Annotated in this window: 23 protein-coding genes; 9 read left to right on the plus strand and 14 right to left on the minus strand. The window is 69.5% G+C overall.

From position 1 onward, the window contains the following. Positions 1–95: 95 nt before the first annotated feature. The 3 genes from leuA to argG all read right to left on the minus strand — a co-directional run bounded on the left by leuA (position 96) and on the right by argG (position 4,723). Positions 96–1,841, minus strand: coding sequence for a 2-isopropylmalate synthase (gene leuA, locus G531_RS0107705; protein WP_026926798.1), 1,746 nt, complete (start codon positions 1,839–1,841; stop codon positions 96–98). An 814-nt stretch (positions 1,842–2,655) separates the two neighbouring features. Next, entirely contained in the window at positions 2,656–3,174 is a 519-nt protein-coding gene (locus G531_RS0107710) for a hypothetical protein (RefSeq protein ID WP_026926799.1), read from the minus strand. 133 nt (positions 3,175–3,307) lie between these two features. After that, a complete protein-coding gene (gene argG, locus G531_RS0107715) occupies positions 3,308–4,723 on the minus strand; it encodes an argininosuccinate synthase (RefSeq protein ID WP_026926800.1) in 1,416 nt (471 codons plus the stop codon). A gap of 101 nt (positions 4,724–4,824) precedes the next feature. Between argG and serB the strand changes: the two genes are divergently transcribed. Beyond that, positions 4,825–5,754: a phosphoserine phosphatase SerB gene (gene serB / locus G531_RS21245; RefSeq protein WP_245630410.1), complete on the plus strand. Its 930-nt coding sequence runs from the start codon at positions 4,825–4,827 to the stop codon at positions 5,752–5,754. A gap of 32 nt (positions 5,755–5,786) precedes the next feature. Then, a complete protein-coding gene (gene argJ / locus G531_RS0107725; RefSeq protein ID WP_026926801.1) occupies positions 5,787–6,965 on the plus strand; it encodes a bifunctional glutamate N-acetyltransferase/amino-acid acetyltransferase ArgJ in 1,179 nt (392 codons plus the stop codon). Here argJ and G531_RS21250 read toward each other — a convergent pair. Continuing rightward, positions 6,953–8,005, minus strand: a complete 1,053-nt coding sequence (locus G531_RS21250; RefSeq protein ID WP_051215223.1) for a DsbA family oxidoreductase — start codon at positions 8,003–8,005, stop codon at positions 6,953–6,955. The genes argJ and G531_RS21250 overlap by 13 nt on opposite strands. Positions 8,006–8,089: 84 nt before the next feature. On the opposite strand from G531_RS21250, the gene G531_RS21255 reads away from it, so the two are divergent. Next, a complete protein-coding gene (locus G531_RS21255; protein WP_051215224.1) occupies positions 8,090–8,632 on the plus strand; it encodes a TetR/AcrR family transcriptional regulator in 543 nt (180 codons plus the stop codon). Between the two features lie 6 nt (positions 8,633–8,638). On the opposite strand, the gene era is transcribed toward G531_RS21255, so the two are convergent. From era to G531_RS21260, 4 genes are read right to left on the minus strand one after another with little or no spacing between them, the layout of a single operon-like run. Continuing rightward, a complete protein-coding gene (gene era / locus G531_RS0107740; RefSeq protein WP_026926802.1) occupies positions 8,639–9,679 on the minus strand; it encodes a GTPase Era in 1,041 nt (346 codons plus the stop codon). Beyond that, a complete protein-coding gene (locus tag G531_RS0107745; protein ID WP_026926803.1) occupies positions 9,676–11,010 on the minus strand; it encodes a hemolysin family protein in 1,335 nt (444 codons plus the stop codon). Before G531_RS0107745 ends, era begins: the two co-directional genes overlap by 4 nt. Further along, positions 11,007–11,468, minus strand: a complete 462-nt coding sequence (ybeY, locus tag G531_RS0107750) for an rRNA maturation RNase YbeY (RefSeq protein WP_026926804.1) — start codon at positions 11,466–11,468, stop codon at positions 11,007–11,009. Before ybeY ends, G531_RS0107745 begins: the two co-directional genes overlap by 4 nt. Continuing rightward, on the minus strand, positions 11,465–12,580 hold the full coding sequence (locus tag G531_RS21260; RefSeq protein WP_051215225.1) for a PhoH family protein: 1,116 nt from the start codon (positions 12,578–12,580) through the stop codon (positions 11,465–11,467). The genes ybeY and G531_RS21260 overlap by 4 nt, the downstream gene beginning before the upstream one ends. A 78-nt stretch (positions 12,581–12,658) precedes the next feature. On the opposite strand from G531_RS21260, the gene G531_RS0107760 reads away from it, so the two are divergent. Both G531_RS0107760 and G531_RS24470 read left to right on the plus strand, forming a co-directional pair. Beyond that, entirely contained in the window at positions 12,659–13,006 is a 348-nt protein-coding gene (locus G531_RS0107760) for a hypothetical protein (RefSeq protein WP_026926805.1), read from the plus strand. Positions 13,007–13,162: 156 nt separating this feature from the next. Next, positions 13,163–13,987, plus strand: a complete 825-nt coding sequence (locus G531_RS24470; protein WP_051215226.1) for an endonuclease domain-containing protein — start codon at positions 13,163–13,165, stop codon at positions 13,985–13,987. Positions 13,988–13,989: 2 nt separating this feature from the next. On the opposite strand, the gene G531_RS0107770 is transcribed toward G531_RS24470, so the two are convergent. Further along, on the minus strand, positions 13,990–14,427 hold the full coding sequence (locus G531_RS0107770; protein ID WP_026926806.1) for a DUF5709 domain-containing protein: 438 nt from the start codon (positions 14,425–14,427) through the stop codon (positions 13,990–13,992). A 93-nt stretch (positions 14,428–14,520) separates the two neighbouring features. Here G531_RS0107770 and G531_RS0107775 point away from each other — a divergent pair, with 93 nt between their 5' ends. Then, positions 14,521–15,591 (plus strand): ADP-ribosylglycohydrolase family protein, encoded by a 1,071-nt coding sequence (locus G531_RS0107775; RefSeq protein WP_026926807.1) that lies wholly within the window; start codon positions 14,521–14,523, stop codon positions 15,589–15,591. Between the two features lie 387 nt (positions 15,592–15,978). Beyond that, positions 15,979–16,674 carry a queuosine precursor transporter gene (locus G531_RS0107780; RefSeq protein ID WP_026926808.1) on the plus strand — a complete coding sequence of 232 codons (696 nt, stop codon included), beginning with the start codon at positions 15,979–15,981 and terminating at the stop codon, positions 16,672–16,674. A gap of 69 nt (positions 16,675–16,743) precedes the next feature. Here the strand turns inward: G531_RS0107780 and G531_RS0107785 are convergent, their stop codons facing one another. Both G531_RS0107785 and tgt read right to left on the minus strand, forming a co-directional pair. Continuing rightward, positions 16,744–17,709, minus strand: a complete 966-nt coding sequence (locus G531_RS0107785; protein ID WP_026926809.1) for a nucleoside hydrolase — start codon at positions 17,707–17,709, stop codon at positions 16,744–16,746. Further along, entirely contained in the window at positions 17,709–18,956 is a 1,248-nt protein-coding gene (tgt, locus tag G531_RS0107790) for a tRNA guanosine(34) transglycosylase Tgt (RefSeq protein ID WP_026926810.1), read from the minus strand. Before tgt ends, G531_RS0107785 begins: the two co-directional genes overlap by 1 nt. 73 nt (positions 18,957–19,029) lie before the next feature. Between tgt and G531_RS0107795 the strand changes: the two genes are divergently transcribed. Beyond that, entirely contained in the window at positions 19,030–20,319 is a 1,290-nt protein-coding gene (locus G531_RS0107795; protein ID WP_035758258.1) for a cytochrome P450, read from the plus strand. Positions 20,320–20,395: 76 nt separating this feature from the next. Here G531_RS0107795 and G531_RS0107800 read toward each other — a convergent pair whose 3' ends face one another. Genes G531_RS0107800 through hrcA form a run of 3 tightly spaced genes read right to left on the minus strand, consistent with a single transcriptional unit; the run spans position 20,396 to position 23,304 of the window. Then, entirely contained in the window at positions 20,396–21,121 is a 726-nt protein-coding gene (locus G531_RS0107800; RefSeq protein ID WP_026926812.1) for a 16S rRNA (uracil(1498)-N(3))-methyltransferase, read from the minus strand. Further along, on the minus strand, positions 21,118–22,284 hold the full coding sequence (gene dnaJ, locus G531_RS0107805; protein WP_026926813.1) for a molecular chaperone DnaJ: 1,167 nt from the start codon (positions 22,282–22,284) through the stop codon (positions 21,118–21,120). Before dnaJ ends, G531_RS0107800 begins: the two co-directional genes overlap by 4 nt. A gap of 9 nt (positions 22,285–22,293) precedes the next feature. After that, positions 22,294–23,304, minus strand: coding sequence for a heat-inducible transcriptional repressor HrcA (hrcA, locus tag G531_RS0107810; protein ID WP_026926814.1), 1,011 nt, complete (start codon positions 23,302–23,304; stop codon positions 22,294–22,296). Between the two features lie 70 nt (positions 23,305–23,374). On the opposite strand from hrcA, the gene G531_RS0107815 reads away from it, so the two are divergent. Beyond that, on the plus strand, positions 23,375–24,232 hold the full coding sequence (locus G531_RS0107815) for an MBL fold metallo-hydrolase (protein WP_081683937.1): 858 nt from the start codon (positions 23,375–23,377) through the stop codon (positions 24,230–24,232).

Here is a 24,232-nt window from a genome sequence, read left to right on the forward strand (position 1 = left end):
ATGTGCAGGCTCAGGTCGGCGGATCGCGCCGCCCGCAGCATCAGGTCATGCCGGTATCGCTGGATCGCAGTGATCCGGCACGTCTCGGGCCGGAATCAGCGGATCGCGCGATTCACGGCATTGTTCACCGCAGTCAGCGACGCGGTAATGATGTTCTCGTGGATGCCGACGCCCCACATGATCCGGGCGTCGTCCCCCTCGCCGATCTCGCACTCGACGAACGCGGCGGCCCTGGCGTCCCCGCCGGCCGACAGGGCGTGCTCGGTGTAGTCCAGCACGCGTACGCCCCGGTGCCCGAAGCTGGACAGCGCGTCGACGTACGCCGAAACCGGACCATTGCCCTCGCCGTGAATGGTGAACTTCTCCCCGTTCATGGTCACATCGGCGTCGACGGTGTCGATCCCGTTGTTCTTGGTGGAGACGCCCTGGACCTGCAGCGGACCGTCGGGGTGCAGGTATTCCTTCTCGAAGATGTCCCACAGCTCGGCGGGGCTGATCTCGTGGCTGGACTGGTCGGTCGCCTGCTGCACCACCCGGGAGAACTCGATCTGCAGCCGGCGCGGCAGGTTCAGGCCGTGCTCGGCCTTCATGATGTACGCCACCCCGCCCTTGCCGGACTGGGAGTTGACCCGGATCACGGCCTCGTAGGTGCGGCCGACGTCGTACGGGTCGATCGGCAGGTAGGGGGCCTCCCAGGCGATCTCGTGGGTGCTCTTCCCTTCGGCCTCGGCCTTCTTGTCCAGCGCCTCCAGGCCCTTCTTGATGGCGTCCTGGTGGGAGCCGGAGAAGGCGGTGTAGACCAGGTCCCCGGCGTACGGGTGGCGCGGGTGGACCGGCAGGCCGGTGCAGTACTCCACCGTGCGACGGATCTCGTCGATGTTGGAGAAGTCGATCTTGGGGTCGATGCCCTGGCTGAACAGGTTCATCCCCAGCGTGACCAGGTCGACGTTGCCGGTCCGCTCGCCGTGGCCGAACAGGCAGCCCTCGACGCGGTCGGCCCCGGCCATCAGGGCGAGCTCGGTGGCGGCGACGGCGGTGCCGCGGTCGTTGTGCGGATGCAGCGAGATGGCGACGTTCTCCCGGTTGTTGATGTTGCGGGAGAAGTACTCGATCTGGTCGGCGTAGGTGTTCGGCGTCGACATCTCGACGGTGGCCGGCAGGTTCAGGATGATCTCGCGGCCCTCCTCGGGCTGCCAGACGTCCATCACGGCGTTGCAGACCTCGACGGCGAAGTCGGTCGGGGTCTGGGTGAAGATCTCCGGGGAGTACTGGTAGCCGAACTCGACGTCGCCCAGGATCTCCTCGGCGTACTTCATGATGGTCTCGGTGCCGCGCTGGGCCAGCGCGATGCACTCTTCCTCATCGATGTTGAACACCACGCGGCGGAACAGTTCGGCGGTCGCGTTGTACATGTGGATGTTCGCCTTGTGGGCGCCGACCAGCGACTGCACGGTGCGTTCGATCAGGTCTTCGCGGGCCTGGGTCAGCACGGAGATGTGTACGTCGTCGGGGACGGCGTCCTCTTCGATCAGCTGGCGCACGAAATCGAAGTCGGTCTGCGAGGCGGACGGGAAGCCGACCTCGATCTCCTTGTAACCCATCTGGACCAGCATGTCGAACATGCGGCGCTTGCGGGCCGGGGTCATCGGGTCGATCAGGGCCTGGTTGCCGTCGCGCAGGTCGGTGGACAGCCAGCGCGGAGCCTGGGTGATCTTCTTGGTCGGCCAGGTGCGATCGGGCACATCGACCGGCTGGAACGCCGTGTAGCGGTGGAACGGCATGGGGCTCGGCTGCTGGACCGGCTTGGGTTGGGGCCGGGTGCCAAAACGATTCTTCGTCATCACTCAATCTTCCTCGGGTCGTGGACGGTTTTCCATTCGGGCCGGTGGCGCGAGAAAACTCCGCAGCGAGGAAGCCTGAGCCCTATTAGTGGGCCTCGCTGCGGCAACCGAGGAGGATGAACACCTGTGCCACGTCGGTGACAATAGCACGCATTCCCCGGGGTGCACAGGGGCGGCGGGCACCGCCGGGTTGCCGATTGTGGGTCAGTCCACAGATCGAGGTCAGCCGAACCCGGCGAACCGGAGCCCGGGGCACCAGTCGTCACCCCGGGCACGCGGCCGGGCACCGAGCGTCAGCGGGGGCATCGAGTGTCACCCCGGGTACGCGGCCAGCCGGTCACCGAGCGTCAGCGTGGGCGTCCAGCGTCAGCGGAGGCATTGAGCGTCACCCCGGGTACGCGGCCGGCCGGTCACCGAGCCCCCGCGGGGGCATCAAGCGTCAGCGGGGGCATCGAGCGTCACCCCGGGGTGGGCAGCTTCAGTGCGCCCAGAAGCCGGGTGCACCAGAGCGAAGCTGGATCACCCGACCGACGCCGGCTCCTGGCTCGACAGCACAGACCCGCCGATCCTGCCCGACCCCGCCCCCGAACACCCGGCCACCGACCTATCCACAGCCAACTCTGCGTGAACACGCCATGACCACACACCCACCCAGCCCGGGGTCACCCGGCCACATCGTCGTTCCGGATGCAGCAGATTTCCTCGGTGGCCAGTCAGGGTAGGTTTGCTGGGCTCTGGGGAGGGTTTGCTACATCCAGAACGACGGTGACGGCGCGAGACCGCCCAGATCCCGTGCCGCCACCCCGCCGCGGGCTCAGCCCCGCCGCAGCAGCCGCACACACAGCGCGACGCCGAGCCCCTGCACCAGGAACCCCGCCACCACGGCGCCGATGCTGGCGTACCAGGCCAGGGCCGGCACCAGGGCCATCACCAGCGTGACCACCCCGGCCAGCGCGATGCCCACCCCGAAACCGGACGCCAACCCGTCGTCGCGGACGAGTCGATACAGGGCGAATCCACCGATCGCAATCGCGGCTCCGACGCTGGCGAACACCGGCAGTCCGAGGAACGTGAATCCCGCCGACACCGCGATCATCGCCGCGACGGCCACAATCACGCCGATCACCACCCGCAGGCCGGGTCCGCGCGTGGGGAGGTACCGAGCCCCCCACCCCCGGGCCACGAAGGCTCCGATCAGCACCAGCACGAACACCCCGAAGGAGATCCCGCGCAGGCTGTCGACCACCGGGCCGGACAGCGGGCGCCCAGCGGTCGAGACCACCAACGACATCCCGATCGCCGTACTCAGCACCGGGTGGATCAACGTGCGCATAGTCACCAGCCAACCAGATCGGACCAAGCAGATCGGACCAAGCAGTCCCCGAACCAGCTCTCCCGTCCCGGAACCGGTGCGGCCCGGCGGATCGAACCGCCGGGCCACCCCATCCCATCGAACCTGCGCCGGCTCAGTCGGTGCCGGCCTCCATCGCGGCCCGGTCCAGGGCCTCCTGCTCATCATCGGGTCCGACCCCGCCCGCGATCGCCCGGGCGCCACCGGCGTCCAGCCGACCGACCAGTTCCGCGGTCGCCCCGCCGACGATCCCCTGCTGGGCGTACTGCTCCAGCCGGGACCGCGAATCGGCAATGTCGAGGTTGCGCATGGTGAGCTGCCCGATCCGGTCCTCCGGACCGAACGCAGCATCGCCGACGCGCTCCATGGACAGCTTGTCCGGATGGTAGGAGAAGTTCGGGCCGGTGGTGTTCACGAACTGGTAGTCATCCCCACGGCGCAACCGCACCGTCACCTCGCCGGTGACCGCCGAACCGACCCAACGCACCAGCGACTCGCGCAGCATCAGCGACTGCGGATCCAGCCAGCGACCCTCATACATCAACCGCCCCAGCCGGCGACCTTCGTTGTGGTAGTTGGCGATGGTGTCCTCGTTGTGGATCGCGTTCACCAACCGCTCGTACCCGATGTGCAGCAGCGCGAACCCGGGGGCCTCGTAGATGCCGCGCGACTTCGCCTCGATGATCCGGTTCTCGATCTGGTCGGAGGTGCCCAGCCCGTGCCGACCCCCGATCTCGTTCGCCTTCAACACCAGGTTCACCGCCGACTCGAAGGTCTCCCCGTTGATCGCCACCGGCCGCCCGCCCTCGAAGGTGAGCGTCACTTCCTCGGTGGCGATCTCGACGTCGTCGCGCCAGAACGGGACGCTCATGATCGGTTCGACGATGTCGAAGCCGGTGTCGAGGCTCTCCAGCTTCTTCGCCTCGTGGGTGGCGCCCCAGATGTTCGCGTCGGTGGAGTACGCCTTCTCCTTGGAGTCGCGGTAGGGCAGGTCGCGCTCGGACAGCCACTGGCTCATCTCGTCGCGGCCGCCGAGCTCGTTGACGAAGTCGGTGTCCAGCCACGGCTTGTAGATCCGCAGCTGCGGGTTGGCCATCAGGCCGTAGCGGTAGAACCGCTCGATGTCGTTGCCCTTGTAGGTGGACCCGTCGCCCCAGATGTCGACGCCGTCCTCCTTCATCGCGCGGACCAGCAGCATCCCGGTCACCGCGCGCCCCAGCGGGGTGGTGTTGAAGTAGAGCTTGCCCGCAGTCCGGATGTGGAAGGCGCCGCACTGCAGCGCGATCAGGCCCTCCTCGACCAGCGCCTCGCGGCAGTCCACCAGCCGCGAGATCTCCGCCCCGTACGCGCCGGCGCGCCCGGGGACCGAGGCGATATCGGGCTCGTCGTACTGCCCGATGTCAGCGGTGTAGGTGCACGGGACGGCACCCTTCTCGCGCATCCAGGCGACGGCAACGGACGTATCGAGGCCACCGGAGAACGCGATTCCGACGCGCTCACCGACCGGCAGATGGGACAAGACCTTGGACATAGTCCGAACTCTAGCGGCAGTCCTGCCGCCACCGGCCGCACCCCGAACCGGTGAACGCAGCCCCGCTCGCCGCACCGAGCGGGCCGATTAGAGTGGCGCACGTGTCGCAGACTGACTCCACTCCCCTGCCCCCCGCCACTGCCCGGGTGACCGTGCTCGATGAGTTCCTGCCGGAGAAGGCCCTCACCGAGGTGGCCGGCATCCTCACCACCGCCGGCGCCCGGATCCTGACCACCACCACCCTGTCCACCGGCCCGACCGCCGCGGTCGCCTACGACGTCGCCGACGCCGCGGTCAGTGACCTGCGGCAGGCGATCCACACCTGTGATCTCGGCGTCGACGTGGTGGTCAGTGACGCCGCCTTCGTCGGCCCGGGCCCGCGGCTGCTGGTCAGCGATGTGGATTCCACCTTCATCCAGGACGAGGTGATCGAGCTGCTGGCCCGCCGCTGCGGCCGCGAGGCCGAGGTCGCCGCGGTCACCGACCGGGCGATGCGCGGCGAACTCGACTTCGCCGAATCCCTGCGCGAGCGGGTCGCGACCCTGGCCGGCCTCCCCGCGACGGTGATCACCGAGGTCAGCACCGAACTGCGCCTCACCCCGGGTGCGGAGCGCCTGGTCGGTACGCTGAAGCGGCTGGGCCACACCGTGGCGCTGGTCTCCGGCGGCTTCACCGACATCATCGCCCCGACCGCCGAACGCCTCGGGATCGATCACGTCGAGGCCAATCAGCTCGAGATCGCCGACGGTGTGCTCACCGGGCGGGTGCTGGGCCGGATCGTGGATCGCAAATGGAAGGCCGAGACGCTGCGTCGGGTGGCCTTCGATCACGACATCCCGCTGGAGCGGACGATCGCGGTCGGCGACGGCGCCAACGATCTCGAGCTGCTGGCCACCGCGGGCCTGGGGGTCGCGTTCAATGCGAAGCCGATCGTCCGCGAGCAGGCCCCGGCGGCGCTGACGGTGCCCCGGGTCGACGCGGTGCTGTACCTGCTGGGCCTCAGCGACGCCGAGATCGCCGAAATCGGTTGAACGCCCACCGCGCAGCCGACAGGATGACCTCCATGAGCGAATCGGAGTGGACCTTCCCGTCGGGCTTCACCGCCCGGGTCGCGGCCCTGGGGCTGCGTGAGACCGGCGACGATCTGTCGCTGGTGCTCGCCGACCGCCCGGCCGCTTGTGCGGCGATGTTCACCCGAAGCCTGTTCGCCGGCCCGAGCGTCACCCTCAGCAAGCACCGCGCCGCCGCCGGGACCGCGCGCGGGATCGTCACCGTCGCCAAGAACGCCAATGTCGCCACCGGCGCCGAGGGGGCCCGCAATGCCGCCGAGGTGGCCGACCTGGCGGCGACGGCGTACGGGCTGCCGGAGGGATCGCTGCTGATCTGCAGCACCGGGGTGATCGGCCGGCAGTATCCGATGCCGGTCTTCCGCGACCATTTCGCCGCGGCCGCGGAGCACTCCCGGGCGGCCACACCGCTGGCGGTGGCGACCGCGATGATGACCACCGATACCCATCCCAAGCTCGCCCAGGCGTACGCCGGGCCCGCCCGGGTCCTCGGGATCGCCAAGGGGGTCGGCATGTCGGAACCGAACATGGCGACCGTGCTGGTCTACCTGTTCACCGACGCCGAGATCGCCGCCCCCGAGCTGGATGCGCTCTTCCGGCCCGCGGTCGAGGACACCCTGAACAGCCTCTCCGTGGACACCGACACCTCCACCTCCGACACCGCGATCATCCTGGCCTCCGGCGCCGCGGGACCGGTCGAGCACACCGCGCTCGCCGACGCCGTGGGCAGCGTCCTGCTCGACCTGACCCGGCAGCTCGCCCGCGACGGCGAAGGGGCGACCAAGCTGCTCACTGTGACCGTCACCGGCGCCCGGGACAAGGCCCAGGCCAAGCGGGCCGCGAAGGCGGTGGTGAACTCGCCGCTGGTGAAGACGGCGGTCCACGGCGCCGACCCGAACTGGGGCCGGGTGGCGATGGCGATCGGCAAACTGTTCGACGACACCGACATCGACCCGGAGCGGGTGAGCATCGCCTTCGGCGACCAGCAGGTCTATCCGATCGCCGCCGACGGACAGCAGGACCTGGCCCGACTGACCGAGATCATGCGGGCCGAGGAGGTCGTCATCTCCGTCGACCTGGGGATCACCGACCCGGCCGGTGAGGCCCGCAGCACCGTCTACGGCTGCGACCTCACCGACCAGTACGTCCGGATCAACGCCGACTACACGACCTGATCGGCGACCTCGACCGGCCCCCGGGTGCCCTGGTCCGGTTCCCCGGCCAGCGCCAGATGCCGGGCGTACTCGGGGTCACCGAGCCGCTTCAGCGTCTTGCCCAGCAGCAGATGCAGGTACGCATCGCTCGGGTACGCCTCGACCAGCTGCTCCAGCTTCTCCCGGGCCGGGCCCAGGCTCGCCGACGCGGCCAGCGCCCGGGCGGTCAGTTGCTCCAGGTTCCGGTCCCCGTCGAACTCCGGCCGCAGCGGCTTGAGCAGGTAGCGGCACCCGTGCGGATCACGCTGGTCGAGCAGCGACTCGGCGAGCCGGAAGCGGCGTACCACCTCGGGCTGGTCGGCAGCCTCCCGCTCCGCGGCCGTGAGGAAGTGCTCGACCAGTACCTCGACCGGCTGCGCGCCGGACAGGGCACTGTGGCCGTTGACCACGAACGTGGGCGAGGAGGCGACCTCGATCGCCCGCCCGGTCAGCAGCGCCTCCCGGGTGCGCCGTTCCAGCGGCTCCTCGGGGTCGACGCCGCGTTCCATGTACACCAGCGCCGTCCGCCCCGAGCCGGCCAGCGGCTGCGGCAGGGCGTACGCCTCGGCGACCTCGCGCAGGAAGGACAGGTCGTTGATGTCGCGCCCGGCCACGAAGTGGCTGCGCAGGAACAGTTCCACGACCTCGTCCTGCACCGCGGGACCGTGCTCGGCCGCCGCGGTGATCATCCGGTGCGCGGCCCAACTGCTGGTCCGCCACTGCGCGCCGAAGTCGTCGCCCAGCCCCTCCTCGCGAGCCAGGTCCCGCACCCGGAACCGGTTCTCCCAGGTGCTGAGCCCGGGCTCACACTGCTGCAGCGCGGCGTCGATCGCCGGATCCTGCAGGGCCACCCGCAGGTCCTCCGAGACCGCCGGCGCCGTCGGATCGATCAGGTAGGGCCGCCACACGACGGTGGGCTCCACCCCGTGCTCGTCCCGCAGGATCGCCAGGGCCCCTTCCAGGCGACGCTTGCCCACGTACGCCCACGCACACAACACATCGGCATAGATCTCGATCTTCATGGGAACCATGATAACCCACATCTGTCGGATATCCAACATCTGTTGTCTATCCGTCATATGTTGGGTTGCGGGTATGCTGGGCCCATGGCGAATGCGGACGATCCCCGGTCGATGCGAACCCGGGCCCAGTTACAGGCAGCGGTACGCCGGTTGCTGACCGAGCGCGAGCCGCTGACGTTCGCCCGGGTCGCCCAGGCCGCCGGGGTCAATCGCAGCACGGTGCACCAGCACTATGCGAACCTGCGCGAGCTGATCTGCGACGCCCTGATCGACGACCTGCGCGCGCTGGTCGAACCATTCGGCGACTGCCCCTTCGCCGATCCGACGCAGACCCCGCCCGAACTGACCGCCGTCTTCACCATCGCCCGCAACCAGGCCGACCTGTGGGCATGCCTGACCGAGGCCGAAACCGAAGCCGCCACCGCCCGACTGCAGCACCTGCTCACCGAGCAACTGACCGACCGCTTCCGGGCCGGCGCCCGCCCGCCCGGGTACGACCGGGTCCCCCCGGAGATTCACGCCCGCTGGATCGCCGGCGGACTGACCGCCCTGCTCACCGGCGACACCGATCTCGACCCGGCCGAACGAGCCGATCAGGCCTGGGCGCTGATCACCGGCCCGGCCTGACCCGGCTCAAAAGCCCAGCCGGTTCAGGTACTTCGCGTCGCGCTGCCACTCCTTGAACACCTTGACCCGCAGATCCAGGTGCACCGGGGTCCCGAGCAGAGCCGCGATCTGCAGCCGCGCGGTCGTTCCGACCTCCCGCAACCGGGACCCCTTGTGGCCGATCATGATGCCCTTCTGGGAATCGCGCTCCACGATCAGCGAGGCGTAGATGTCCAGCAACGGCTTGTCCTCCGCGCGCCCCTCCCGCAGGCCCATCTCCTCGATGGTCACCACGATGGAGTGCGGCAGTTCCTCGCGTACGCCCTCCAGCGCGGCCTCGCGGATCAGCTCGGCGACCAGGGTCTCGGTCGGCTCGTCGGTGATCTCGCCCTCGGGGTAGTACCGCGGCCCCTCCGGCAACAGGGACACCAGCACGTCGGAGACCTCGTCGACCTGCTCCCCCGACACCGCCGAGACCGGCACGATGTGCTCCCACTCGATGCCGAGCTTCGCGCCGTGCTCCTGGATCGACAGCAGATGCTGCCGCAGCCGGTCCGGCGAGACCAGGTCGGTCTTGGTGGCCAGCGCGACCAGCTTGGGGCGCCGGGTGAGTTCGGCGATCTGGCTGATCAGGTAGGAGTCGCCCGGCCCGATCCGCTGATCGGCGGGCAGGCAGACCCCGATCACATCGACGCTGGCCCAGGTCTCGTGCACCAGATCGTTCAGTCGCTCCCCCAGCAGGGTCCGCGGCTTGTGCAGGCCGGGCGTGTCGATCAGCACCAGTTGGGCGTCCGGGCGGTCGACGATGCCCCGGATCGCGTGCCGGGTGGTCTGCGGCTTGGAGGAGGTGATCGCGATCTTCGAGCCGACCAGCGCATTCGTCAGCGTCGACTTGCCCGCATTGGGCCGCCCGACGAAGCAGGCGAAGCCCGAGCGGAACCCCTCCGGGGTCGCCGCGTTGCGGGCGTACACCTCCGGGTCGACCGCGGCCAGCGCCGAGGCCGGGAGCCGGCGTTCGTCCAGATCCAGTTCGTCGGCGTCCGGCCGATCCTGTTGTCCGCTCATCACGTCCTCCGTTCGGCCGATTCGGCCGCCAGTTCGGTTGCCGCATCCACTCCGGGTTCCCCGATATCGGCCCGGGTCACCATGATCGTACGGATTCGGTTGCGCCGCCCGGTGCCCCGCTCGGCGGTCAGTTCCAGCCCGTGGACGACCACCTCCGAGCCGGGGATCGGGACCTTGTTCAGTTCCTTGGCCATCAGCCCACCGACGGAGTCGACGTCCTCGTCATCGAGGTCGAGGCCGAACAGTTCGCCCAGGTCGCTGACCGACAGCCGCGCCGAGACCCGGTAGCGCTCGGGCCCGAGTTCCTCGGAGGGGGCGAGCTCCTCCTCGTCGAACTCATCGACGATCTCGCCGACGATCTCCTCCAGGATGTCCTCGATGGTGGCCAGGCCGGCCACCCCGCCGAACTCGTCGATCACGATCACCATGTGGCTGCGGTTGGCCTGCATCTCCTGCATCAGCTCGGCGACCGGCTTGGAATCGGGGCAGAACGCCGCCGGGCGCATCACCGACGCGACCCGCTCGGACTTCTGGGAGTCGGCATTGTCGTAGACCCGCTTCATCAGGTCCTTGAAGAACAGCACCCCCTGGACGTCATCGAGGCCGTCGTCGCCGATCACCGGAATCCGGCTGAACCCCGAGCGCAGCATCAGCGAGAGTCCCTGCCGCAGCGTCTTGTCGTGCTCGATGAACACCACATCGGTGCGCGGGACCATCACCTCCTTGACGATCGTGGTGCCCAGGTCGAACACCGAGCGGATCATCTGACCCTCGGGTTTCTCCAGCACGTCGGTGTCCACGGCCCGGTCCACCAGCTCGCGCAACTCGGCCTCGCTGGTGAACGGGCCGTCGGCGTACCCCCGCCCCGGGGTCAGCGCGTTGCCGACCAGGATCAACAGTTGCGGCAGCGGTCCGAGCACGGTGGTGAGCAGGCTCAACGGCGCCGAGTACGCCACCGCCACCTTCGTCGCATGCTGGCGCCCGAGCGTACGCGGGGCGACTCCCCAGCCGATGTAGTCGACCAGCACCATGATCCCGATCACCAGCAGCAGCCGCAGCCAGAGCTCGCCGATATTGTCGAAGACGACCAGTGCGACCAGGACCGCGGTCGAGGCCTGCAGCAGGACCCGGACGAACAGGGAGGTGTTCAGGTAGGGCGGCGGGTCCTCGGTGATCAGCAGGACCCGTTTCGCGCCGCCCACCCCCTGGTCGACGAGTTCCTGGGCGCGGCCCTTGGAGAACTGGTACAGCGCGGTTTCTCCGGCGGTCATCAGGCCGGCCAGCACGGTCAGGACGGCCGCAACCGCGACCGCGATCCAATCGAATTGGGTCACGGGCGCTGCGCACTCTCCCAGGCGGCGATCAGCCGATCCTTGAGGCCGAACATCTCCGCGTGTTCGGCCTCGGTGCCGTGGTCGTAGCCGAGCAGGTGCAGCATGCCGTGCACCAGCAGGTACTCCGCCTCCTCCTGCGGTTCGCGCCCGTTCTCGGCGGCCTGCCGCTCGGTGACCGGCGGGCAGAGCACGACATCGCCGAGGACGCCCAGCGGGGGCTCATCGTCATCGTCGCGCGGGGGCCGCAGCTCGTCCATCGGGAAGCTGAGCACATCGGTCGGTCCCGGCTCGTTCATCCACTTCTCGTGGTAGGCGGTCATCGTCGGCTCGTCGACCAGCAGCACCGACAGTTCCGATTCGGGATGGATCCGCAGTTCGTCGAGCACGAAGGTGGCCAGTTCCAGCAGGCGCTGTTCGTCGACCTGATGACCGGACTCGTTGTTCAGGTCGATGCTCACCGTCGTTCCCCCCGGGCCTTCCCCGCCTCGGTGCGGCGGTCGTCGTTCCTGCGGTCCTCATGTTTGGACCGGTCGGGTCGCGGGCTCAGGTCGATCGCCTCGAACCGGTCATAGGCCGCGACGATCCGGCCGACCAGCTTGTGCCGCACGACGTCGTGGCTGGTCAGGTTGCAGAAGGCGATGTCCTCCACCCCGTCCAGAATCGCCTGGACCCCGCGCAGCCCACTGCGTACGCCGCCGGGGAGGTCGACCTGGGTGACGTCACCGGTGACCACGATCTTGGACCCGAAGCCGAGGCGGGTCAGGAACATCTTCATCTGCTCCATCGAGGTGTTCTGGGCCTCGTCGAGGATGATGAAGGCATCGTTGAGGGTCCGTCCACGCATGTAGGCCAGCGGGGCGACCTCGATCGTGCCGGCGGTCAGCAGCCGCGGAATCGACTCCGGGTCGACCATGTCGTGCAGGGCGTCGTAGAGCGGGCGCAGGTAGGGATCGATCTTGTCGTTCAACGTGCCGGGCAGGAAGCCGAGTCGCTCGCCGGCCTCGATCGCCGGGCGGGTCAGCACGATCCGGTTGACCTCCTTGCGCTGCAGCGCCTGGACCGCCTTGGCCATCGCCAGATAGGTCTTCCCGGTTCCGGCGGGGCCGATCCCGAAGACCACGGTGTGCTGATCGATCGCGTCGACGTAGCGCTTCTGGTTCAGCGTCTTGGGCCGGATGGTCTTGCCGCGGGTGGACAGGATGTTCTGGGTGAGCACGTCGGCGGGCCGGTCGTCGATATCGGCGGCCATCATCGCCAGGATCCGCTCGACGGCATCCTCGGTCAGCCCCTGGCCGGTGCGGATCACGGTGACCATCTCGGTCAGTGCGTCGGCGCCCTGGACCAGGGCTTCGGAGGTACCGGTCAGGGTGATCTCGTTACCCCGGACATGGATGTCGGCGTCGAGTTCACGTTCCAGAATGCGTAGGAAGGAATCGGCCGGACCGAGCACCTTCACCATGTCGATGCTGGCCGGAATGGTGATCCGGCGGCTGCCGGGCTCGCCGTAACCCGGCGTGTCCACCTGATGTGGTCTGATTGTGAGCCTCCCGCTAGTAACGATGAGGTTCATTGTAGGAGACCCCGCCGCACACGGGCACCGTGTTTTCCGGGTGCCCGGTACGCTCGACGCCCAGACGCAGGAGGAGCCGTGTTCCAGACCCATCAGCAGATGCTCGAGACCGAGCCGAACCGGCTCGCCGCGGAGTGCCTGCTGCGCACCTTCCGGCTGCGGCCGTTGGTCGACTTCCACCAGTTGTTCGAGGTCGTGGACGGGATGTGTGTCCAGAAGGCCCCGCGCTTTCTCGGTCTGGTCACCAGTGAGCAGCCGGTGCTGATGGCGGTGATCACCCGCACCATCCTGATCTGGGAGCGGGCCCTGGCGGCGAGTCGGTATGTGGTCGGCGGGGACAGTGCCCGGTCCAAGCTCGTGCTGATCGACTATCGGTGCATGACGATGCGCCCGATCGAGTTGACGAACCACTTCAAGCTCAGCTGACCGGCCGCCCGTGTGCGGATCGTGCTGCTCGATGGTCCCTCACGCCCCACAACAGCGATCTACCGGAAAGTAGCATCACGATCCGCACACGATGCGAAGTAGCCCCTCACAAATCGCCCGAAAAATCGGCCTGTTCCGGGTGTGGAGATACTTTTCATGAAGCAGGACCGTGCCCGCATCCAGGCGGGGCTGCGCAAGGGTGACCTGATCAGGTTGCTCCCCGGGATCTACGCCTCCGAATTGAGTGCCGAGGCCCTGCTGCGGGCCGTCGCGCAGGTCGATCCCGATGCGGTGGTGGTGGGTCCGGGCGCGCGCTGGCTGGGGTGGCGACCCGATGCGCCGCCGACCCGCCTCACCGTGGCGAGCAGACGCCGGTTCGGCAGTGCGCACATCCGTTCGGTGCAGCGATCGGTGCCGCTGGACTTCCTCGCCGAGGGCCCACTGCGGTTCACCACACCGGCCTACACCGCGGTCGATCTGATCCCCGATCTCGGCGGCTCGGTGGTCGACGAGGTGCTGCGGCACAGCGGGACCCAGCAGGGCGCTGCGGCGCGGGCCCGAATGTGGGAAGCACTGGCCGCGATGCCCGGGCGCCGCCACAACCTGCTGCGGCGACAGATTCTGGAGGACTCGCGCGATCGCCCCTGGTCGGAAGCGGAGCGCCGGCTGCACCGGATCCTGCGCGCGGCGGGAATCACCGGCTGGCGGACCAATGTGCGGGTACTCGAGCAGGGCTGGATCGTGGATCTGGTCTTCCCGCAGTGGCGGATCGCGATCGAGATCGACGGGTGGCAGTACCACAGCAGTCACGCGGCGTTCCTCGCCGACCGGGCCAAATCCAACGATCTGGCGGTGGCCGGGTGGCTGGTGTTGCGCCTGACCTGGGAGGACCTGGCCGAGCGGGCCCTGCCGTGGATCAGGCAGGCGCTGGCGCTGCGGCAGGGCCGGTCAGCGCCGGCCGCCACGCCGGCGGCGGCCTGAACTCACAGCGCCCGGCGGTCGTCCTCGATCACGTGCATCGCGGCCTCTTCGGCGGTGGCGCCGGCGCCGTCGATGCCGACGTCCTCGGCGAGCAACTCGGACTCCCGGTCCTCGCCGGGGTAACCGTGGTTGGTGTCGACCAGTCGCCCCGCCCGGGTGGCCCCGACCTCGCGACCCTCCTCGTGTTCGGCCTCCTCTTCGTCCTCCGACCAGGTGTCGATGGGCTCGGGCTCTTCCTGGGGCAACCGGATCTCGATGGTCTCGCCCTGCAACGCCTCGGCGGGGGTGTTCCCGAAGCCCTGGGCCGGCGACCACCGGTCGGTGGGCACGATGCCTTCGTCCAGGGGATCGCCGACGCCGCGCTCGATCAGGCTGTCTGCGGCATCCAGTTGATCCAGCTGCTCGGACTCGTCGGGAATCTCGTAGTCGAACTCACTCATGGATCAATCCTGCCACTGCTGTCCGGCGAAATTGGACGATGCGCAATTCGCCGAACCGGCGCGTCGCAGCGCCACCTCGCATACCGTTATTGCATGGCTGAGGATCCCTTTGATCCGAGGGACACCGGCGATGAGCCGGACTATCCTCCGGCGTACCCCGAAGCGTTCAGCAACGCGTACCGGGGCATGTTGCTCGGCCTGCTGCTCGGCGATGTCCGCGACCCGACCCAGCGGGTCCTGCAGTCCGGGCCCGCGGTCCAACAGACCTGCCTGACCGTCGATGCCCTGATCCGCTACGAGGCCTGGCTGGGCAACGATTCCGGCGCGCGCGACCCGATGCCGGAGGTGTCCAGTGCGGTGCTGCGGTGGGCGGCGATGCAGGGCCTGGTCAAACGTCCGGACCTGCTCAGCGGGTGGGTCAGTCGGGTCACGGTGCTCAATGCGCCGCGCGGCCAGGATCGACCCAGCGAGCAGGCGCTCCCCGGGCTGACCGTCGGTCGGCAGTGGGCGGCGAACGAGGACACCTCCTCGGTTCCGTTGCTGCGCTGCCTTCCGCTGGCCGGGACCGCGATCGTGGCCGGCCCCGCCGAGGTCTCCCAGTGGTGCGCCCTGTCCGCGGCCCTCACTCATGGCAATGCCGATGCGCTGATCTCGACCAGTTTTCTCGGCGTGATGGTCGGGGCCCACCTCACCTCGGTCTTCCGCGAGGGCGCCCAGGAACTGGATCCCGCGACCGCCACCTCTTGGCTGATGCGCGAGCATCCGGGCTGTGAACTGATCGACCGGGTGATCAGCGTGCTCGCCGACAGTGAGCCCTGGTCGGCCCAGCGCCTGGCCGAGCTCTCCCCCGACCCCTCCGCGGGATCGGTGCTGATCGGTGCGCTGTACCTGCACCGCCACTTCCGGGGTCAGTCACCCAGCGCCCTGCGTCCCCGCACCCGCTCCGCCGGTGACCCGTACGCCGTGGCGGCACTCACCGGGGCTCTGCTGGGGCTGGAACGCGGGGTGGACGTCCTCGATGTCGACGAACTGACCCGGCACGAACTGACCTGGCCGATGGACACCCTGGCCCGGGACTACTGCTCGCTGATGTGGGTGATCCCCAGCGAGTTCGGCTCCCCGGATTCCTACGAGCAGATCCGCGAGCGCTATCCGACCCAGTGACCGCGGCCGACGATTCCGCGACACAACCGCACGCCCGGCCCTTCCCGCGACAGCAACCGCACGCCCGGCCCTTCCCGCGACGCGATCCACCACCCGGCGACACAGCATCCCTCCGGCGCCTGCTGCAGCAAACGCGGCAAGCATTTCAACCTGCACGACACACGAACCCATCGCAGGAAAGCCCCGGCCGAAACATGCATCGCAGGAAGGCCCACCCCGGACCTGACACCCGGCCGCCCCGAAACCCTGCACCGGAATGATGGCCGCCAGAGCCGGAGCGTGCCGCTTCCCGCGACGCCGGCCCCGATCCGCGCAGCGAAATGCTCCCGCAGGCGCCCGCCGGTCGCGATGCGCCGCATCCACGGCCCGGGCCTACACTGATCGGCCGTGACAGATTCCTCCCGCCCGTTGGTGTACGCCGAGACCGGCTCGCGTTTCTACGCGTACCTGTTGGCGGGGGTGACCATCGTGGTGATCCTGTCCGGGATCGGCGCCTCCAAGGGCGTCATGATCGGCCCGGTGATCACCGACGGCGCCTTCTTCCTGTTCCCGCTGGCCTACATCCTCGGGGACGTGATCACCGAGGTGTACGGCCCGAACGCCGCCCGCCGGGCCATCATCGCCGGTTTCGTCGCGAATGTGACCTCGGTCGGGGTCTACCAGTTGATCATCGTGCTGCCCGGCTTCACCGACGACTACGGGGTGGCCAAACAACACGCCCTGGAAACCGCCCTCGGCCCGGTCTGGCAGGTCGTCCTCGCCGGCCTCCTCGGGTACGCCGCCGGCCAGTCCCTCAACTCCCTGACCATGTGGCTGGGCAAACGCCGGCACGGGGAACGCGGTCTGCTCGGCCGACTCGCCGGCGCCACCGGCCTGGGTGAGGCCGTGGACACGATCGTGTTCTGCACCGTCGCCGCGACCGCGATCGGGATCTCCACGATCGGCCAGTGGGCGAACTACACCTTCTTCGGATTCCTCTACAAGGTGATCGTCCAGTACGCCGTGATGCCACTCACCGCGCTGGCGATTCGGCGCCTGAAAGTGGCCGAGCCGAGCTACCAGGCCCGCCTGCACCGGGCCTGAGCACACCGGGCCTGAACGCACCGGGCCCGACTGCACCAAGCCTGAGGGCACCGGGCCAGAGCGTCGGGTTCAGCGCTCGCCGGCCCCCAGTGCGGCGATGGCCGCGGCGAGCAGGTCCAGCACCCGATGGGGATCCGCCCGATCGACGATCCGGGCGTTCGGCGGATACCCCCACAACCGCCGGGCGTCGCGTACGGTCGTGCCCCGCATCAGCTCCGACTCGGTCTCCACCCCGACCCATTGCGGGGTCGTCGGCACCGCCAACGCGCCCGCGGCCACCTGCGCGGCGAGCAGATCATGGATCATCGCCAAATACCCGTAGCCGTACTCCTCATGGAACTCGAAGTAGAACCGCAACGCGTCGGTGAGCAGCCGGGGCACCGGCGCCGCGTCCAGCGCAGCGGTCATCGCGGTCAGTTGCTGCGGGGTGATCACGATCTGTTCGGTGACCTGCAACGAGCACAGCACGGGCAGCCGGTCCACCGGGCGGCCCTGCCAAGCGGCCAGCACCCGCGCCAACGCGTGCGGATCGGCCCAGGCGTTGAACTCCGCGCTCGGGGTGGTGTTGCCCGGATGGTCGAACCCGCCGCCCATGATGACCACCGACCCGAGCAGGTCCGGCAGGTCGGGCTCGGCGTCCAGCGCGACGGCGAGGTTGGTGACCGGCCCGGTCAGCAGCAGCGTGGTTTCGCCGGGGTGGCGGCGTACCTCCTCCAGCCAGACCTCCAGCGCCGGCCGCGGCGACAGCGCGCGATTCGGCTCCGGCAGCCGGGCGTACCCGAGACCGGTCGGGCCGTGCGTCTCCGGCACGGTCACCAGCGGTACGCGCAGCGGCGCCCGGGCCCCCACGGCCACCTCGACATCGTCGCGGCCGCACACCTGCAGCACCCCGAGGGAGTTCGCCGCGGCCTGGTCGGCGTCGGTGTTTCCCGCGCAGGTGGTCACCGCGACCAGCTCCACCTCCGGTTGCGCGGCCAGCCAGACCAGCGCCAACGCGTCGTCGATGCCGGTGTCGACGTCAGCGATCAGCCGCATCAGTCCTCGCCCCCGGCCGCCGGCTGGGCCGCGCGCTGCTTGGCGTAGAACCGGCCGAGGAATTCCGTCCGGTACGCGTCGAAGTCCCCGGCCTCGATCGCGTCCCGGATCGAGTCGACCAGGCGTACGGTGAAGCGCTCATTGTGGATCGTGGCCAGCGTCGAGGACAGCATCTCCTTGGCCTTGAACAGATGGTGCAGGTACGCCCGGGAGTAGTTTCGACACGTGTAGCAATCGCAGTCGGGGTCGATCGGGTCGAAGTTGCGCCGGTTCGCGGCAGTGTTGATGTTGAATCGCCCGTCGGGGTGATAGATCGCCGCGTTACGGGCGACCCGGGACGGCTGGACGCAGTCGAAGGTGTCCGCGCCGGCGGCGATCGCGTTGAAGAAGTCGTCGGGTTCGGAGATGCCGAGCAGGTGGCGCGGCTTGTCCTCGGGCAGTTCCTCGCAGACCCACCCCACGATCGTGCCGAGATTCTCCTTCTCCAGCGCACCCCCGATGCCGAACCCGTCGAAGTCCATCGCGCCCAGATCTCGCGCGGCCTTGCGCCGCAGATCCTCGTACTGCGCGCCCTGCAGCACCCCGAACAGCGCCTGGTAGGGCTTGCCGACCCGCTCGGCGGTCAGCTTGACGTGCTCGGCGATGCACCGTTCGGCCCACCGCCGGGTCCGCTCCAGCGATTCCTCCTGGTAGGCGCGGGTGTTCATCAGCGTGGTCAGCTCGTCGAAGGCAAAAATGATGTCGGCGCCGAGCTGGTGCTGCACCCGCATCGAGACCTCCGGGGTGAACCGATGCAGGTCCCCGGTCAGATGGGATTTGAACCAGACCCCGTCGTCGTCGACGGTCGCCATCCGCTCCTTCCCCTCGGCGATGACCTCGTCGCTGGTCACCGAGATGGCGTCCATCGCCAGCACCTTCTTGAACCCGACCCCCAGGCTCATCACCTGGAAACCGCCGGAGTCGGTGAACGTCGGGCCGGGCCAGTTCATGAACCGGCCCAGACCGCCGGCGGCATCGACGATGTCGGCGCCGGGCTGCAGATACAGGTGGTACGCGTTCGCGAGCACGGCCTGGGCGCCGAGGTCGGCCATCGACTCCGGCAGTACCGCCTTGACCGTCGCCTTGGTGCCGACCGCGATGAACGCCGGGGTCCGGATCCGGCCGTGCGGGGTCGAGATCACGCCGGTCCGCCCACCCCCGCCGGGCAGAGTGGTGCCGACGGAGAAGGCGAAATCGCGAGCGGTCATGGCCGCTGAGCCTACTCGACCCGCGTCGGGGGCCCGGCCCGGAACAGCCCGTGAATGGTCGTAACGTGAGGCCATGACCACCTCCGCGATTCGCTACTGGCCCCTGGAGATCCTGCTCCGGCTGTCGCTGCGCCGCGGCCCGGTGCTGCGCAGCCGGTTGGGGGCCGACCGGTACGCGTACCTGCTGGGGCCGCAGGCCAATGCGCTGATCCTCGCGCACGACGAGTGGTTCTCCGTCGGCGAGGCCTTCGCCGGACTGGTCCCGGTCGACGGTCCCACCTCGGTCGTTGTCTCCGACGGGCCCGACCACACCCGGCGCCGCGCGCTGATCCGGCCGGCCCTGTCCCCGCGCAGCGTGGACGGCTATCTCGAGGTCATCGCCCACACCGCGGCCGAGGCCGTCGCTGAGCTCCGGCCGGGGCACTCCGTTGATGCGTACGCCCTGTTCCGCCGGGCGATCCGGCGCTCGACGCTGCGCTCTCTGTTCGGGCCGACCATGGCCGCGGATGCGGACTGGCTGGGGGAAACGCTGCAGCCGCTGCTCGATCTGGTCGATCGTCTCCCGCAACTGGTGACCTGGCAGGCGCGACTGCGGACTCCGGCTTGGCGGCGCGCGATGGCCGCCCGGGACCGGCTCGACGCCTACGTGTATCGACAGATTGCCGAGGCCCGGCGCGGTGCCGGCGACGTCGAATCGGTCCTGCACGCGCTGGTGGCCGGCCGCGACGGCACCGGTTCGGGGCTCAGCGATCTGGAGGTACGCGACCAGGCAGTGACCCTGATCGCGGCCGGCTACGAGACGACCAGTGCCGCGCTGGGCTGGGCGGTGTACGCCCTGGCGACCCACCCGCAGTGGCAGGCCCGGGCGCGAGCAGAGGTCCGGGAGCTGCTCGGCGACCGGGCACCGACCCCGGCCGACCTGCGGGCCCTGCCGACGGTGGCGGCAGTGATCAGTGAGACCCTGCGGCTGTATCCGCCGGCCGCGATGTCGGCCCGCCGGGCCGAGCGGGACTTCAGCTTCGCCGACCGGTTGGTGCGGACCGGCGACCTGGTCATCTTCAGTCCGTATGTGACACACCGCGATCCGCGGGTGTTCGAGGCCCCCGAGCGGTTCGACCCCCAGCGCTGGCTCGCCGGCGGCCACCGGCCCCCGCCGGAGTACCTCCCCTTCGGCGGCGGCGCGCACCGCTGCGCCGGCTCCCACCTGGCCACGGTCGAACTGACCGTGATGCTGGCGCACCTGCTGCGGACCGGCCCGTTCGAGCTGTCCGGCAGACCACCGCGGGCCCGCAGTTTCGCCGCGATGCGCCCGCAGGGTGGAGTCCTGATCACGGTGCGCCCGACCGACGGGGTCGACCAGTAACGAGGTCGACCAGAAACGAGGTCGACCAGAAACGAGGTCGACCAGAAATCGGCGCGGCGCACTGCGTCCGCGGCAATCAGTCCGGCCGGCGCAGCTGACCGACCGCGACCACGCCCGCGGTGGAGGTACGCAGCACCCCGTCGCTGATCACGGCCGTCCGGGCCCCGGCGGCGGTCAACAGCCCGAGCTCGTCGTCCCCGATCCCGCCCTCGGGACCGACCAGCAGCAGCACCCGCTGCCCCGGTTCGGCCGCCGACAGCGGGTCGGTGGCGTCCTCGTGCAGCACATACACCGCGTCGAAACCGGCGAACTCCGCGACCAGTTGCTTGGTGGTCAGCGGCCCGCGCACCTGCGGGATCCACAGCCGCCGCGACTGTTTGGTGGCCTCCCGGACGGTGTTCGCCCATTTCCCCAGCGCTTTCGCCGCCCGGTCCCCGGACCATTTCACGATCGACCGGTTCGCCTGCCAGGCGTACACCCCGGCGACGCCGACCTCGGTCAGCATCTCCACGGCCAGTTCGCCGCGGTCGCCCTTGGCCAGGGCCTGGGCGACCCAGACCTCCGGGGCCGGCGCGGCGGCCACCCGGACCTCCGCCACTTCGATGGTGATGCCCTGCTTGGTCACCTCGGTCACCGGCCCGGTGACCGCCCGTCCGGCGCCGTCGGCCAGGTCGACGACCTCACCGGGTTCGATCCGGCGTACCACCGCGGCGTGCCGGCCCTCGTCCCCGCGCAGCGGCACCGCCTGCCCGACCGCCGGGAGCGGCTCGGGCAACTCGGTGAGGAACAGCGGCCGGGTCACGACTTGAAGGCATCCCGGACGCGCTCGAAGAAGTTCTTCTCGTGCCGGTCGGGTACCGGTTCGAACTGCTCCTCGTCCCGGGCCACCGCGAGCTGGCGCAGCAGATCCTTCTGCTCGTCGGTCAGGTCGGTCGGGGTCTGCACCAGGAAGGTGATCCCCAGTTCACCGCGGCCGCGACCGTCCAGCGACGCGATCCCGCGCCCGGGCACGGCGATCCGGTGCCCGGACTGGGTCCCGGCCGGCACGTCCACCTCCAGCGCGCGATCCTCCTCGGCGGAGTCGGGCCATTCGGCCTCCAGAGTGTCCAGGCGTACCTCGGTGCCCAGTGCCGCCGCGGTCATCGGCACCTTCACCACCATCTCCAGAGCAGTCCCATTGCGACGAAACCGGGGATGCTCGGCCACCTGCACCTCCACATAGAGATCGCCGGCCGGACCGCCCCCGGGGCCGACCTCGCCGTGCGAGTCGAGCCGGATCCGGATCCCGTTGTCGACGCCGGCGGGCACCTTGACCTTGATCTCGTGGGTGCTGCGGACCCGGCCCTCGCCGTCGCACTCACCACACGGGTGCGCGATCACGCTGCCGTACCCGTGACAGGTGGGGCACGGCTGCACGGTGCGGATATCACCGAGGAAGGACCGCTGTACCCGGGTCACATCGCCGGCGCCCTTACAGGTCTTGCACTGCTCCGGCTGGGTCCCGTCGGCCGCACCGGTGCCCTGACACTTCGGGCAGACCACCGCGGTCTCGACGTTCAGCGGTTTGACCGTCCCGAACGCGGCCTCCCACAGCTCCAGGCGGACCCGGATCAGCGCGTCCTGGCCCCGTCGGGTACGCGACCGCGGCCCGCGCGGCGCCTGCTGGCCGAACATCGCATCGACGAGGTTGGTGAAGTCGAAGCCACCGGAGGCGTCGAACCCGCCGAAACCGCCACCCATCCCGCCATTGCCGCGCGGGTCACCGCCCCGGTCGTAGATCGAACGCTTGCGGTCGTCGGAGAGCACGTCATAGGCCTCCTGGATCGACTTGAACTTCTCATCCGCACCCGGCTCGGTGTTCACGTCGGGGTGATACTGCATCGCGAGGCGGCGGTACGCCTTCTTGATCGCTTCCGCCGACGCATCGCGCGCCACCCCGAGGGTCTGGTAGTAGTCAGAACTCATGCGTGTCCATCATCCTTCACTGAGGAACCGGCCGACGTAGCGCGCGACCGCGCGTACCGAGGCGATTGTCGAGGGATAGTCCATCCGGGTCGGGCCGACGATACCGAGGGTGGCCCAGGTGTCCGGGGCGTTCCCATATCCGGCGGCCACCATCGAGGTGGACTGCAACTGCTCGAAGGGGTTCTCCCGCCCGATCCGGACGGTCACCTCGTCCCCGGAGGCCGCCTCCCCGAGCAGGCGCAGCAGCACCACCTGCTCCTCCAGGGCCTCCAGCACCGGCGCGATGGTCGACTCGAAGTCTTCCCCGAACCGGGTGAGATTGGGTACGCCGCCGACCACGACCCGGGTGTCGCCGGCCAGGCCGAGCATCTCGATGACCGCGGCCACCACCACCCGGGCGCTGGGCCGCAGCGGCGGATCGAACTGCTCCCCCAGGGTCTCCAGCACGGTCAGCGCCTCGGCGGTCGCCAGGCCGACGACGGCCTTGTTGATCCGGTTCTTCACCCGGGTCAGGTCGTCCTCGCCGAGGTTGAGCAGCAGGTTGCGCTGCTCGACCTTGCCGGTGGAACTGATCGCGATCACCAGTGTGCGGTCCGGGGACAGGGAGAGCAGTTCGATATGGCGGACCGAGGAGTTCGACAGGATCGGATACTGCACGATCGCGACCTGTTGGGTGGCCCGGGCGAGCAGGCGTACGGTCCGGGCGACGATGTCGTCCAGGTCGGCCGCACCGGACATGAACGTGGTGATCGCCCGCTTCTCCGCACCGGACAACGGCTTGATCTCGGCCAACTGGTCGACGAACAGCCGGTAGCCCTTGTCGGTCGGGATCCGGCCGGCGGAGGTGTGCGGCTGCATGATGTAGCCCTCCTCCTCCAGCACGGCCATGTCATTGCGGATGGTGGCCGGGGAGACCCCGAGGTTGTGCCGCTCGACCAGCGCCTTCGAGCCGACCGGCTCGCGCGAATCGACGTAATCGGTCACGATGGCGCGCAGCACCTGACGTTTGCGGTCGTCCATCGTTCCCTCCTGTCGTTCCCGGCTCGATGCGGCTTGGCACTCACCGGTACCGAGTGCCAGTGTAATCCTTATGGCAACACACACCACACCGACCGAATCCGAGAGCGCATGGCGGGAGGTGGCCGCCGGCGTCCACCTGCTCACCGCCGAACCCGACACGGTGACGATCGGGCTGGTGGTGGGCAGCGAGGCCGCCGTCCTGATCGATACCGGCTCGACTCCGGCCCAGGGGGCGCGGCTGCGGGCCCGGGTCGCCGAGGTGACCGACGTGCCGCTGGTGGCCGCGGTGATCACCCACGGGCACCGGGATCACTGGTTCGGGCTGGCCGGGGTGGACGTGCCCGGGTACGGCCATGAGTCGCTGGTCGACCTGGCGGCCGCGCCGGACCCGGAGCTGCAGACCGGCCTGGCCCGCGCGGGGCTCACCGCCGCCGAGCTGCGGGCGCCGGAGCATCCGGTGTCCCTGGCCGGGGTCGTTGCGTTGGGTGACCGCCGGGTCGAGCTGATCTTTGTCGGGGCGGGTCACAGTCGCTCCGACCTGGTCGCGCTGGTCCCGGGCGAGGGCGAGCGGCCGACGGTGATCTTCGCCGGGGACCTGGTGGAGTCGTTGCCCGAGGAGCAGCCGACCCCGCAGATCGGCCCGGACGCCGACCTCGGGTCCTGGGTGGATGCGGTCGGACAGTTGATGGGGCTGGCCGGCGACGCGATCATCGTCCCCGGGCACGGCGCCCCGGTCGATGCGCGCTTCCTCGACACCCAGGGTGGCGATCTCGCCCAGACCCGGTTCCTCGCGCAGCAACTGGCGGCCGACGGCGTACCGCTGGCGGAGGCGGAGCACCGCGGCGAGTGGCCGCTGCCCTGGGCCGCGATCGAACCCGGGGTCCGTCAGGTCTACGCCGGGATCCCCAAGCGCCTCCCGCTGATCTGA

This window comes from Granulicoccus phenolivorans DSM 17626 = NBRC 107789 = JCM 15570 (assembly GCF_000423085.1).
Lineage (GTDB): Bacteria > Actinomycetota > Actinomycetes > Propionibacteriales > Propionibacteriaceae > Granulicoccus > Granulicoccus phenolivorans.